At 67.9% G+C, this 12,809-nt stretch carries 10 protein-coding genes and 5 pseudogenes; 9 read left to right on the top strand and 6 right to left on the bottom strand.

Annotation, left to right across the window (positions count from 1 at the left end; all coding sequences use genetic code 11):
• Positions 1 to 307: 307 nt before the first annotated feature.
• Positions 308 to 1,498 carry a DUF418 domain-containing protein gene (locus ACZ5VD_RS29990; protein WP_468683854.1) on the top strand — a complete coding sequence of 397 codons (1,191 nt, stop codon included), beginning with the start codon at positions 308 to 310 and terminating at the stop codon, positions 1,496 to 1,498.
• Between the two features lie 331 nt (positions 1,499 to 1,829).
• Here ACZ5VD_RS29990 and ACZ5VD_RS29985 read toward each other — a convergent pair whose 3' ends face one another.
• Positions 1,830 to 2,510: an adenylate kinase gene (locus ACZ5VD_RS29985; RefSeq protein ID WP_468683852.1), complete on the bottom strand. Its 681-nt coding sequence runs from the start codon at positions 2,508 to 2,510 to the stop codon at positions 1,830 to 1,832.
• 231 nt (positions 2,511 to 2,741) lie between these two features.
• On the opposite strand from ACZ5VD_RS29985, the pseudogene ACZ5VD_RS29980 reads away from it, so the two are divergent.
• A pseudogene (locus ACZ5VD_RS29980) lies at positions 2,742 to 2,904 on the top strand (dCTP deaminase); the annotation flags it as partial.
• A gap of 36 nt (positions 2,905 to 2,940) precedes the next feature.
• Here ACZ5VD_RS29980 and ACZ5VD_RS29975 read toward each other — a convergent pair.
• Together ACZ5VD_RS29975 and ACZ5VD_RS29970 are read right to left on the bottom strand one after the other, a co-directional pair.
• Positions 2,941 to 4,063: pseudogene (locus tag ACZ5VD_RS29975) on the bottom strand (IS630 family transposase).
• An 82-nt stretch (positions 4,064 to 4,145) separates the two neighbouring features.
• Positions 4,146 to 4,895, bottom strand: coding sequence for a MerR family transcriptional regulator (locus tag ACZ5VD_RS29970; protein WP_468683851.1), 750 nt, complete (start codon positions 4,893 to 4,895; stop codon positions 4,146 to 4,148).
• A gap of 47 nt (positions 4,896 to 4,942) precedes the next feature.
• Between ACZ5VD_RS29970 and ACZ5VD_RS29965 the strand changes: the two genes are divergently transcribed.
• Positions 4,943 to 5,422, top strand: coding sequence for a DUF6194 family protein (locus ACZ5VD_RS29965; RefSeq protein WP_468683996.1), 480 nt, complete (start codon positions 4,943 to 4,945; stop codon positions 5,420 to 5,422).
• A gap of 255 nt (positions 5,423 to 5,677) precedes the next feature.
• Here ACZ5VD_RS29965 and ACZ5VD_RS29960 read toward each other — a convergent pair whose 3' ends face one another.
• Entirely contained in the window at positions 5,678 to 6,466 is a 789-nt protein-coding gene (locus ACZ5VD_RS29960) for an IclR family transcriptional regulator (RefSeq protein ID WP_468683850.1), read from the bottom strand.
• A 126-nt stretch (positions 6,467 to 6,592) separates the two neighbouring features.
• Here ACZ5VD_RS29960 and ACZ5VD_RS29955 point away from each other — a divergent pair, with 126 nt between their 5' ends.
• From ACZ5VD_RS29955 to ACZ5VD_RS29935, 5 genes and pseudogenes are all read left to right on the top strand, one after another.
• Positions 6,593 to 7,552 (top strand): 5-dehydro-4-deoxyglucarate dehydratase, encoded by a 960-nt coding sequence (locus tag ACZ5VD_RS29955; RefSeq protein WP_468683849.1) that lies wholly within the window; start codon positions 6,593 to 6,595, stop codon positions 7,550 to 7,552.
• Positions 7,553 to 7,829: 277 nt separating this feature from the next.
• Entirely contained in the window at positions 7,830 to 9,167 is a 1,338-nt protein-coding gene (locus tag ACZ5VD_RS29950; RefSeq protein WP_468551724.1) for a gluconate:H+ symporter, read from the top strand.
• Positions 9,168 to 9,203: 36 nt separating this feature from the next.
• Positions 9,204 to 10,535, top strand: coding sequence for an enolase C-terminal domain-like protein (locus ACZ5VD_RS29945; protein WP_468683848.1), 1,332 nt, complete (start codon positions 9,204 to 9,206; stop codon positions 10,533 to 10,535).
• A gap of 40 nt (positions 10,536 to 10,575) precedes the next feature.
• Positions 10,576 to 10,737 (top strand): annotated as a pseudogene (locus ACZ5VD_RS29940) (NF041680 family putative transposase); the annotation flags it as partial.
• Between the two features lie 18 nt (positions 10,738 to 10,755).
• Positions 10,756 to 10,938: pseudogene (locus ACZ5VD_RS29935) on the top strand (IS630 family transposase); the annotation flags it as partial.
• Between the two features lie 42 nt (positions 10,939 to 10,980).
• Here ACZ5VD_RS29935 and ACZ5VD_RS29930 read toward each other — a convergent pair.
• Positions 10,981 to 11,304: a hypothetical protein gene (locus ACZ5VD_RS29930; RefSeq protein ID WP_468551726.1), complete on the bottom strand. Its 324-nt coding sequence runs from the start codon at positions 11,302 to 11,304 to the stop codon at positions 10,981 to 10,983.
• 353 nt (positions 11,305 to 11,657) lie between these two features.
• On the opposite strand from ACZ5VD_RS29930, the pseudogene ACZ5VD_RS29925 reads away from it, so the two are divergent.
• Positions 11,658 to 12,259, top strand: a pseudogene (locus tag ACZ5VD_RS29925) (DUF1707 SHOCT-like domain-containing protein).
• Positions 12,260 to 12,355: 96 nt separating this feature from the next.
• Here ACZ5VD_RS29925 and ACZ5VD_RS29920 read toward each other — a convergent pair.
• Positions 12,356 to 12,809: IS5 family transposase (locus ACZ5VD_RS29920; protein ID WP_468683846.1), on the bottom strand; the 454-nt coding region annotated here is incomplete at its 5' end.

The following is a 12,809-nucleotide window of genomic DNA, read 5'->3' as shown; positions in this document are numbered from 1 at the left end:
AGCCCCCAAGTCGGTTGCGCGTCCTGTGCGTTCTGCCGTGGGCTTGACGAGGACGACATCGTGATCGGCGATGGCAGGCGACCAGGTCGGCGACGGCAGTCGTTCGTGCGGCCGACCGAACCCCGTCAATCGGAGGGGGGCCGCTCGCCCGAGAGGCGGGTCATCTCCCGAAGCCCGGCGGATGGTTGACCGCCTCCACGCCACGGCAGCCTGGGCCCGGTGACTGAGATCGAAAGCGCCGAGAAGGTGCCTCCGCGTTCCTCGCCCGCCCCCCGGGACCACCGCGCCGACCGAACGTGCTGCGCCGATGGCACGGCTGGTCGGGGTCGACCTCGCCCGTGCACTGGCCGTGTTCGGAATGTTCGCCGTGCACGTCGGCCCTTCCACCTCCACCGGCGGTGTCGGCGACTGGTTCCTGGGCCTGGTGAACGGCCGGGCCTCGGCACTGTTCGCCACCCTCGCCGGGTTCTCGTTGATGCTGATAGCAGGCCGCTTCGAGCCGAAGACCGGGCTGGCCGGCCGGCAGGCGAGGGCCCGGATCGTGATCCGGGCCGTGATCCTGCTGGTGCTGGGCAGCGCGCTGGCGATGACCAACTTCGGCAGCGCCGGAATCCTCAATTCCTACGCGTTGTACTTCCTGCTGGCCCTGCCCCTGCTGCGGCTGCGGGCCAGGACGCTCGCGATCATCGCGGCCACGCTCGCGGTCGTCGCGCCGCAGGTGGCGTACGCCCTCAGGGCACCCCTCACCGAGTCGATCGTGATCACCATCAACACCTACGACCCGATTGAGCGTATCTCCGGCGTGGGCGTGCTGGACTTCCTCCTCACCGGCTTCTACCCGGCGATCACCTGGATGACGTTCGTGGTCACCGGCATGGCGTTGGGCCGGCTGGATCTGGCCTCCGGCGCGGTGCAGCGGCGGCTGGCTGTGGTCGGTCCCGCGCTGATCACGTTCGGATACGGCGTCTCGTGGCTGCTGCTCCGGGCGACCGGCGGGGCCGAGAAGGTCTTCGCCGGGATGGCTGCCATGAAGGACTCCGGTGCCATGAAAGACCCCGGCAGGGTATCGGGATCGCCCTTGGGAGCCGTCGACGTGAAGATCGGCGGTGGGCTGGGAGGCCCCGACGCATGGAGGTTGCTGGCAGCCGAGCCGCACACCGGTACCACCTTCGACCTCATCGGCAGCATCGGGATCGCGATCACCGCACTCCTGTGCCTGACGGTGGCGATGGACCGACTGCCGTGGCTGCGCCGGCCGGCGACTCCGATCATCGCCGTCGGCACCATGTCCCTGACCCTCTACGTGGGCCACGTCCTGGTCATCCTCGCCCTGCCCGGCGAAGCGGCCACCCCGCCGCAGTCCGCCTCCACCGCGTTGCTGCTCTCGTTCATCGCCGGGGCCACCCTGTTCGCAGCGGTCTGGTCCCGCTTCTTCCGCCGCGGACCGCTGGAGCACCTGCTCAACGGCGCCACCAAACTGGCGAATTCCGTGCGGTGAGCCTCGGGTAGGCACCCCGGGAAGTGGAACCGGCCGCGATCGTCGCACCACGTGGCACCGGCCAACCTGCTGATTGTCGTCGGTCGAGAGGACGGTGCCTGACACCGCCCTTGGAGCGTCAACGCAGCGCAGGTAAATGCCAGGTGTCGTTCCTGAGGGCGGCAAGCGGCTCCCTCAGTGCCTCTCGTTCTCGGAGTGCCTCAGCACTCCGAGCACGAGAGGCAGCGTGGTGTGGCCTCCGGTGGGCGGCGCCGGAGCCGGCGAGGGGCGGGGCTTGCAGTCCTCGGCGGTGGTCGTCAGGGCCGCAGCCCCGCGTCTTCCCGGCGGAGGGTCAGCAACTCGACGCGCCGGAGGCATCGACCTGACCGTCGCCGATCGCGATCAGCGCGCGGTCCAGGACCTCCTGGACCTGGCCGAGGGCCGAGATCGTGGTCACCAGGCCCTGAGCTTGGTAGTGGTCGATGACCGGCGCCGTCTCGCTGCGATAGACCTCCAGCCGCTGGTAAACGGTTGCCTCGCGGTCGTCATCTCGCTGGTACAGCTCACCGCCGCAGACGTCGCAGGCTCCTGCCACTTCAGGCGGGCTGTAGTGGACGTGGAAGATGTGTTCGCGGTCCTGACGGCACAGCCGTCGTCCAGCGATCCGTCTGACCACTTGAGCCTCGGGAATCTCCAGATCGAGAACGGCATCCAGTCTCGACTTCGAGTCGGCCAGCATGGCGTCCAGCTCCTCTGCCTGGGCAAGATTGCGGGGGAAGCCGTCCAGCAGGAATCCGCGCCCGGTGTCCGGGCGGGCAAGGCGTTCTTTGACCACTTCGATGGTGACCTCGTCCGGTGCCAGACGGCCGGCGCGTATGTGCGTGTGGGCGCTCTGTCCGAGCTCGGTGCCCTGGTCGATGTGCTCGCGGAACAGGTCACCGGTGGAGATGTGCTGGATCGACAGATGCGCGGCAAGGCGTACTGCCTGCGTGCCCTTGCCGGCTCCGGGCGGCCCGATCAGGAGGATGCGCATCGATGCGGTGTCCCTTCGTCATGTGTGGCCATCAAGTCACGCACGTTCGCCGTGCACCGATGTTATTGCCCATCCGGCAAGCCGCCCTCTGGCGGTGGGGATAGCCACGCCATGGGACGTCGGCGCGTTGAATTTGATGCTTCTCCAGTCTCGTTCCCTGACCGTTCGGACAGGGCCAGGTCCGAGCCGAGGCGATGAGCGTCGTTCCGGTGGCCGATCATGGTCCAGAAGCAGGTACTCGACGGCGAGCGCACCATCGATTCGCTTGGTATCTGGGTCCACGTCTTCGCCCCACTCGGCCACCAAGGCCACGGCCATACAGTGGACTTTGGAGATTCGCGCTGCCAGACCCTTCTGTGTCTGTCCCCGGGCGGCGTTCGGCAAGCTCGTCTTCCAGATCACCTGAGACGGGACATCTCCCAGCGCCGCATCAGGCAACGTTTGCCCTAGCGACGAGGGCTCGTAGGCGCCGGTCATCGGCGTGGTGGTTTCGCCAGATGATGTAGCGGCGGATCATGCCGCCCTGTTCCTTATGGCTGGCGCGGTCGGTGCCGTCGAGAGTGACGTAACGCAGGGCGGTGCACTGGGCCTCGATGCGGTTGAGCCAGGAGCTGTTGGTGGGGGTGTAGGCGATCTCGACATTGTTCGTGGTGGCCCAGGTGCCGACCCGCTGGCACTTATTCCTGGTCAGGGTGCGGGGAGAAGTTGTCACAGACGATCGCGATACGGACCTCGGGCGCGTAGCGAGTGCGCAGGTAGTGGCAGAACTCCAGGGACTGGGTGCGCTTCTTGATCGGCTTGATGTGGCCGTAGAGCTTGTCCTTGGCCAGGTCGAGGGCGGCGAACAGGTGGCGGACCCCGTGCGCGCGGGTGTAGGTCGCCCGGCGGCGGGGCCGGGGCTCGCGCTTGGGATCCCTGTGCCGGCCGCCGCGTTCGGCCCACTGCCGGCCCGGGTGAAGCATCAGGTTGAGCGGGCCGAACTCGTCCATGCAGAAGACGACTTCGGGCTCGCCCTCCTCGGGTATGACCTCGCCCGTCGGTGATCGCGTGGAGGTGCTCGACGCGGGCCTTCTTGGCCGCGTAGTCGGGATCGCGGGAGGTCTTCCAGGTCCTCAGGCGTTGAAAGGAAACGCCTTCCTCGCGGAGCAGGACCCGCAGGCCCTCGTGGCTGAGTCGTCGACCACGCCCTCGGCGACCAGGGAATCCGCCAGCTTGGCCAGGCTCCAGGCCGAGGACGGCAGGCCGTGCTTGGCCGGCCTGAACTTCGCGATCTCGCGCCGCTCGGGCAAGGTGAAGGTCTTCGGCCGACCGCCCCTGTACTTCGGATACAGGGAGTCGAAGCCGTCGGCGTTGAAGTTGTGGATCACATCCCGGACCCGGTCCGCGCTGGTGAACGTCACCTCGACGATCTTCGCCATCGGCAGGCCCTGCGCGGACAGCAGGATCATCTGGGCCCGCCGCCAGGTCACCACCGAACCGGTGCCTGTGCGGATGATCCGCAGCCACCGCCTGCCCTCGTTGTCGATTTCCCGGATCCGCACACGTTCAGCCACGTGATCATTCTGGCCGTCCAGTGCAGCCCGGCGCAGCAACCGAGCGCTGCCTCATGACAGGGCGAACGTTGCTGATGCGGCACTAGGTGGTCGTCGATTCCTGGGCGGCCGTGACGACGGCTGCCAGGTCTGCGCCCGCCCGGAGGAGTGCCACGGTCCGCATGGCGATCTGGTCAAGACGCTGTTGCAGGATGCGTCGGGTCTCTCCCAGGCCCTCGAGTTGATGCAGGGAACCCATGATCTCGCGCACCGCGGGAATGCCGTAACCGGTGCTGCGCAGGGCCGCAACGATTCGGGCCGCTCTGATGGCTGACAGGTCGTAGCGGCGCGCTCGCAGTGACGTCACCCGGTCGGGGGTGACAAGCCCTTCCTGCTCCCAGAACCGCAGGGTCGAGGGGCGTACATCAAGCGCTCTGGCGAGCTCCGTGATCGTCATCGCGTCGCTCTCCTGCTCGAATTCGGGTGTGTTCGTTTCGGCCTGGATCGCACGCAACGCTTGTTGAGCGCGCAGGGCCTCCTCGCGTTCCCGCGCGAGCCGAACATGGACCGCGTTGATCGCTGAGGCTGCCTCCGTGATCGTCTCGGATCGCAGTTCCGCGAGCATCTGCCGGGCTGTGACAGGCCCAACAGCGCCTGCGAGTCCTCGATAGGCGCGCAGGGCGTGCACGTGCAGCGGCGTGTAGGACCGGTAGCCGTTGCTCGATCGAGCGGCTGGGGGAATGACTCCCAGCCGCTCCAGGTCGCGAACCTGTTGCACCGAGTACCCCGACTCCTTGGCGACATCGGTGGTTCGGAGCGGTACCCGTTGCGAACCGCTCACCGCCTCGCCCATCAGCCAACCCCACATAAGCACTTGAAGGTGATGCTTGAACCATGAGTATGGAACAGATCATCGCGACCGTGCGAGGCTTCGCCGGGGCGCTCGTGGTTGTCCCGGAGCCGGGCGGCAACTTCCCCGAGATCGCGTGGGGGGACGCGTTCTTCTACTACGCCCCCGACGGCCAGATGCCTCAGAACGTCCAGCCTTACGGAACGATCGTCACTAAGAACTACCCCGCCGACGCCGCTTGTGACCTTGACCCTCCGGGCCGCTGGCGCGTGAACATCCACGCCGACCGTGCGACGTTCCGGGAACTCACAGGGGAGGAACCGCGCAGCCTCACCCGACCTCGCGACTACGCAGCTGCCGACAGCGTGATGCCGCACCCGGTGTACGGGGCGCTCGGCTGGATCTGTGTCGTCAATCCTGGTGAGAGGACAACAGGCACGGTCGTGCAGCTTCTGCGCAGCGCCCACGACGCCGCTCGTGCCAGGTTCGCGCGGCGACATGAACCGGGAAGGTCTCTGGAGGATGACTGACACGGTTCCAGATCAGGTGGACTTGAGGGCGAACGTTGCCTGATGCGGCACTGCAGCAAGGGCCCGAACCCGAAATGGCTCACGGTGGATTGGGGTGCCGTTGACAGCGTCGGTATTGATGTGGAAGGCGCGGCTGCCTGCCGCCTGCATGCGCTGAGTTCCTTGAGGGACCGTTCCAGGGCGTTGCAGTGCGGCAGTGTCACGGCGGGACTACTCCTTCTCGGCTCTCGCCGACGAGGCAGTCGTACCGCAGCCTCAGCGCCACTCGGGTACGCCCGAGACGGGCGGCAGGTGGGCTTCGATCTTCGCTCGTACTTCCCGCATCACGGAGACGATGCGGACCTCGTGGTCCCGGGTCAGGCGGGCCACCGGGACCGAGCAGCTGATGGCGTCGGTGGCCGGTGCGTCGTACCGCAGGGCGAAGCCGAAGCCGGCGATACCGGGCACCGTCTCTTCGCGGTCGATGGAGTAGCCGCGCTCGCGCACCTCGGCCAGGTCGGCGAGCAGTGCGGCACGGTCGGTGCGCGTGTTCTCCGTGAGGGCCTTCAACGGTCCGAGTCTGGTGTGCAGTTCGTCGTCGGTGCGCTCGGCGAGAAGGGCTTTGCCGAGGGCGCCGGCGTGGGCGGGGACGCGACGGCCGACGCGGCTGATGGTGCGCAGGTACTCGTGGGACTCGCGGGTGGCGAGGTAGACGACGTCGGGACCGTCGAGCCGTGCCATGTGGATGGTCTCGCCGAGCGCGTCCGAGGCCTCGTCGAGGTAGGGCCGGACGGCAGGGATGCGGCGGTCGCCGTCGAGGTAGCTGGTGCCGGTGAGCAGGGCGCGGATTCCGATGCCGTAGAGGGAGCCGGTGACGTCGGTGCGGACCCATCCGCAGTCGACGAGGGTCCGCAGCAACTGGTACATGCTGCTGCGTGGTACTCCCAGCTCCTCCGCGAGCTGGTCCAGACGTGAGGGCTCCTCGCCCCGAGCGGCGAGCAGTTCCAGCAGCGCGACGGTCCGGGCCGCCGACTTGACTGCGCGGACACCTCTCTCATCCAACATGGGGCCATCGTAAATCCGCCGGCGATGCGGGCGATCACCAGTTTCTGCACACTCGTTGACCCATCGAGGTCACCCATCTAACCTCCATCTGTATACGTAGACGACGTCTGCATACAGGGATGAGATATGGCGGGTATCAGCACGGAGGTAACAGCAGTCGCCCAGCGGCTCCGCGACGGAATGGCGAGCGGGGTGCTGTCCTTCCCCCTCACGAGCTTCCGCACCGACGGCAGCCTCGACCCGGACGCCTACCGGGCCTACCTGGCCGACCGGTTGGCCACCGCACCCGGCGCGGTGTTCCCGGCCTGCGGGACCGGAGAGTTCTTCTCGCTGGACGAGGACGAATACCGGGCGGTCGTGCGGACCACGGTCGAGGTCGCCGATGGGCGGTTGCCGGTGGTGGCCGGCATCGGCTACGGCTGGGCACAGGCTCTGCGCTTCGCCCGTATCGCGGAGGAAGCCGGCGCGGACGCCGCGCTGGTACTGCCCCACTACCTGGTCGGCGCCCCGCAGGACGGTCTGGTGGAGCAGCTGCACCGGATCGCCGAAGGCACCCGGCTGCCACTCATCTCCTACCAGCGCGGCCAGGTCGCCTTCAGCGCCGACAGCCTGCGCCGGATCGCGCGCATCCCCACCGTCGTCGGCCTCAAGGACGGCCACAGCGACCTCGACCGGCTCCAGCGACTCACCCTCGCCGCGCCTGACGGCTTCCTCTTCTTCAACGGCGCTGCCACCGCCGAGATCCAGGCCCGCGCCTACGCAACGGTCGGCGTCCCTGCCTACTCATCGGCCGTCCACGCCTTTGCCCCCGAGATCGCGAACGCCTTCTTCACCGCGCTGCGCCACGGGGACGACACACAAGTGACCGTATTTCTGAGGGAGTTCTACGTTCCACTGGTCGAACTACGCGACCGGGTGCCGGGCTACGCCGTCTCCCTGGTCAAGGCCGCCGCCCGGCTGCGCGGCTTCCCCGTCGGCCCGGTGCGCGCCCCGCTCACCGACCCGGGCCCGACCGACCTCGCCGACCTGGAGAAGGTGCTGGACCACGGCCTGAGCCTGGTCGACACCGTACGACGCCCCGCTTGACGAACGGCGAACGGGCAGGCATCCCTCGATCCCGCCCGACGCACCCACAGGTGCCCAGCGTGGCGCAGAAGGACCCGCCTCCGGACCGGACCGGAACGAGAAGCCCTGCCCCCGGGCAGCCCGCCGTTTTGGGCCGGTAAGGCCACAGCCGCCGCAGTGCCGCGCCACCCGCACCCCTCCGCACAGCCACGCGACAACGCTCTGCCGCTCCTCAGCGGCGCGGCCGAGCACGCCGTACACCGATCGGGCTCACTCAACAGTTCAAAGGGGAACTGCCATGCCTCTGCTCGTAGTCGGAATCAGCGTTCTACTCCTACTCCTCCTCATGACCAGGCTGAAACTCAACGGCTTCGCGGCCCTCCTGCTCGTGGCGGTCGGCGTCGCACTGGTCCGGGGAATCCCGGTGGCGACGATCCCGGACGTCCTCTCCGAAGGCATCGGCGGCCAAATCGGCGACACCATGCTCACCATCGGACTCGGCGCCATGGTCGGCCGTGTCATGGGAGACTCCGGCGCCGCACAACGGATAGCCGGCAAGCTCCTCGACGCCTTCGGCCCGCGCTGGGTCCAGGTGTCCATGGTGGTCACGTCCATGCTGATCGGCGTGACCATGTTCTACGAGGTCGCGTTCATCATCATCGTGCCCATCGCGTTCACCCTGGTCAGGGTCACCGGGGCGAAGCTGCTGTGGGTCGGCCTGCCGATGTCCATCGCCCTGTCCACCATGCACAGCTTCCTGCCGCCGCACCCCGGACCCACCGCCGTCGCCGCGACCTTCCACGCCTCCGTCGGACTGACGCTCTTCTACGGTCTGTTCATCGCCCTTCCCGCCGGCACACTCATCGCCCTGACCTGGCCGCGCCTGCCGTTCGTCAAGGCGATGAACCCCTCCATCCCCAAGGGCCTGGTCAGCGAGCGCGAGTTCACCGACGAGGAGATGCCCGCACTGGGCTGGTCTCTGTTCGTGGCGCTGTTCCCCGTGGCGCTGATCGTGGCCGCCGCCGTGACCGACATGGCCACGTCGTCCGAGAGCCCGATCGTGAACGTCGTCCTCTTCATCGGCTCGGCGCCGATCGCGCTGCTGCTGACACTGTGCCTGGCCCTCTGGGCGTTCGGGCCGCGGATCGGCCGGAGCCTGGAGGAGGTCGGTGACTCCTGCGCCTCTGCGGCCAAGGCGATGGCGATGATCCTCCTGGTCATCGGCGCCGGCGGGGCCTTCAAGAACGTCCTCGTCGAAGGCGGGATCTCCGACTACATCAAGGACTCCACGGACGGCTGGTCCATCTCGCCGATCGTCCTTGCCTGGCTCGTCGCGGTCATCCTCCGCATCGCGCTCGGTTCGGCAACGGTCGCCGTCGTCACGGCGTCCGGCGTGGTGCTGCCGCTCCTGGCGGGCAGCGGGATCCACCCGGAGATGATGGTGCTTGCCGTCGCCTGCGGATCCATCGCGGGCTCCCACGTCAACGACCCCGGATTCTGGCTGTTCAAGGAGTACTTCAACCTCTCCGTCATCGAAGCGATCAAGGTCCGAACCACCTATACGACGGTGCTCGCCGTCCTCGGCCTGGGCGGCGTCCTGGCGGCCGAGTGGGCCCTCGACGTCCTCAGCCTGTAACCCGACTCATCCACGACACAAGGGACTTGGACCATTATGAGTATTCAGCCGACCGTCACCGAGTTCGCCGTCTACCCCGTCGCCGGCCGGGACAGCATGGAGCTGAACCTCTCCGGCGCGCACGGCCCCTACTTCACCCGCAACATCGTCGTCCTCACCGACTCCGAGGGACGTACCGGCCTCGGCGAGGTACCCGGCGGCGAGAAGATCACCCAGACGCTCCGTGACGCCGAACCCCTCGTCGTCGGAGCCAAGGTGGGCGACTACAAGCGTGTACTGCGCGAGATCGGCCACCGGTTCGCCGACCGCGACGCGGGCGGACGGGGCGCCCAGACCTTCGATCTGCGGACCACGGTCCACACGGTCACCGCCGTCGAGTCGGCCCTGCTCGACCTCCTCGGCCAGCACCTCGACGTGCCCGTCGCCGCGCTCCTCGGCGACGGCCAGCAGCGGAACTCCGTACGGGTGTTGGGCTACCTCTTCTACGTCGGCGACCCGGACCGCACCGACCTGGAGTACGTCCGCGAACCGGACTCACCTGTGCAGTGGTACCGGGTCCGCCATGAGGAGGCCCTGACCCCGGCCGCGATCGTGGCGCAGGCCGAGGCGGCCTACGACCTGTACGGCTTCCGGGACTTCAAGCTCAAGGGCGGCGTCCTGGCGGGCACCGAGGAGGTCGCGGCCGTACGCGCCCTGAAGGAACGCTTCCCCGAGGCCCGGATCACCCTCGACCCCAACGGCGCCTGGTCGCTCCAGGAGGCGATCGAGCTGTGCCGGCCCCTCGGCGACACCCTCGCGTACGCCGAAGATCCCTGCGGAGCCGAAGGCGGCTACTCCGGACGGGAGATACTCGCCGAGTTCCGCCGCGCCACCGGCCTGCCGACCGCGACCAACATGATCGCCACCGACTGGCGCCAGATGGCCCACGCCCTCGCCCTCCAGTCGGTCTCCATCCCGCTGGCCGACCCGCACTTCTGGACCATGCAGGGCTCGGTGCGCGTGGCGCAACTGTGCAACGCGTTGGGTCTGACCTGGGGCTGTCACTCCAACAACCACTTCGACATCTCCCTCGCGATGGTCACCCACTGCGGCGCGGCGGCCCCCGGCGAGTACAACGCCCTGGACACCCACTGGATCTGGCAGGAGGGCACGGAGCGCCTCACCACCGCACCGCCGCGCATCGTCGACGGCGAGATCGCCGTCCCGGACGCGCCGGGCCTGGGCGTGCACCTCGATGAGGACCGCCTACTGGCCGCCCACGAGCTCTACCTGGAGAAGGCGCTGGGCGCGCGCGACGACGCGGTCACCATGCAATACCTCATCCCCGACTGGAAGTTCGACAGCAAGCGCCCCTGCCTGGTGCGGTAGACACCTTCCCATCGCTTCGGGCATGCCAACTCGATCAGAGAACGGGCCGGTGACCTCACCGGTCGACCTGACACTGCCGGCCGAACACCGCCGCGGGCACGGCGCGTTGTACGACGCCTCGAACCACGGCCGTATCGACGTGGACAGGCTTCGGCGTGCGCCGGCCGTGCTGCCGCAGCCCAAGGGCGCCGGCAACCGGCTCGCTCCCTGGTGCACGATCGTCGCGAACTCGAACTATCCCCACCACACCGTGCAGAGCCGGGCGCTGCGCGTCTCCCTCCGTTGGCGCAACGGCAACGCCCACCACCGCGACGTCCTGTCCACCGAACGCAAGGAACGCGCCCGCATCCGCAGTAAGAAAGGCATCCGGTGGGGCGGACGCCCTCTCTCAGCCGCGGCCTGATCCCACCCGACCCGGTAATCCTGCGCGGTCACAGCACCCGGCTCAGTCAGGCGGTGGTGGAGGCGCGGAGTGTTGCTCGGCTCTGGTGACGCGTTCTTCAAGGGCCCGGATGCGGTCGTAGAGATCGACCAGGGTCAGGCCGTTGGCCACCACACCGGAGCGCTTCCAGTGCCTTCGCACAAATTCCTCTCGGCTCTCCTGCACCGACTGCTGGAATTCGGTCGGAGCCACCGCGCCTGGTGCCGTCGCCGACCTGAGCTCGTCTCGCCTAGGAGAGACCTTTTGTAGCTTCGTCACAGCAATCGCACCGAACACGATCGCCACGAGAGCGGCGACGGGTATCAACAACGCCCAGCTGGCCGACATGAGAACTCCCTGGTCCCTGGCAGTGGATCAACACTATCGGCCCTCGGCCAAGCCGGAGTCAGTGCGTTGCTTTCACCCTGCTTGCAGGTCACGGGGCCGGCGTGGGGCAAGGGCAGGGTGCTCGGGGAAGCACCGCGGCCCCGCCGCACGTCAACCCCCACCGCCCGCGATGTTCAGGGTGAAACCGCTCAGGGGCGTCATTGAGACGGAGCGAGGGAGTGCTTCGACCGCATAGGTTCGCCGGGTTGGGCGATCAAGGCCGTGAAGACCAGCGATCGGCGTCCCCATCAATTGCCTTGCCTGCTACGGACCTTGGCGTGTTCGCATGGTCGGCACGGCCCTGGAGTGAGACGGTGACCTCTCTGCCGGAAGTCCCGTCTTCGCTGATCGGTGAAGACGACCGGGACACGGCCGTGCAGCGCCTGCAGGAGGCGTACGCCGAAGGGCACATCTGGCACGAGGAGATGGACGAACGCCTCCGCCAGGTCCTCACCGCCAAGACGCACAGCGAGCTCGTGCCGGCTCTGGTCTCTCTCCCGGAGAAGAATGCGGGCACCAGGTCCACGATTGCGGTCGCCGGCGGACGGATCGAGCGGCGAGGCACATGGCGGGTATCTTGCATCGTCAAGGTCGAGTTCGCATACGGCAGGGTGCGCCTGACCTGTCCCGCGCGGTCATCGAGCATCCGGTAGTCGACATCGGGGTGCAACTCGGCACCGGCCGGGCGAAGATCACGGTGCCTCGCGACGCGGTCGTCGACTTCGAGGAGCTGCGCACCGGGTGGAAGGACATGCTCTGCAAGCCCCCACGCCGTTCCCCGTCCGGCGGGCCGACGATCCGGATCTCCGGGGCCATGGGGTCCGGACGGTTGAAGATCCGCCACGCGCGGCGTCGAGTCCCCGCCGGGCGCTGGCACTACCTGTCCGTCACTTCTTCGTCCCCGCTCGACTGCTGATGCTGTGACGTCACTGGGTCGCCAGGTTGGCTCAGTGTCTGGCGGCCGTGTGGGCGGTAATGCCTTCCCCCCTCTAGGGCCTGTGTGACGTTGTGATCAGCCAGTTGCCTCCAGCAGGTCGTTGATCCAGATCATTGAGGCACGGAGGTGGAGGCCGGCGAGGTAGCTCTCGGGCGACTTGTCGTATCGAGTGGCGATGCCCCGCCAGGCCTTCAGCTTGTTGATGAGCCGCTCGACCGTGTTCCGCTCCTGGTAAAGATCACTGTCGTGGCACGTGGGGCGGCCGCCTCGGCGCCCCTTCTTCTTCCGGTTGGCGGCCTGGTCCTTCTTCTCCGGAATGACTGCCTTGATGCCGCGTTTCCTGAGGTAAGAGCGGTTGGCACGGGACGAGTAGGCCTTGTCCGCGGCGACAGCGCCGGGCCGGGTTCGAGGCCGGCCGACAGGCAGACGGACCCGAATCCTCTGCAACACGGGGACGAACTGCGGGCTGTCACCGGCCTGTCCTGCGGTCAGCACGAGGGACAGCGGACGGCACCTGCGGTCCGCGGCG

It is taken from the genome of Streptomyces sp. NPDC032822, assembly GCF_055578825.1.
This window is presented reverse-complemented; position numbering and strand designations above follow the sequence as displayed.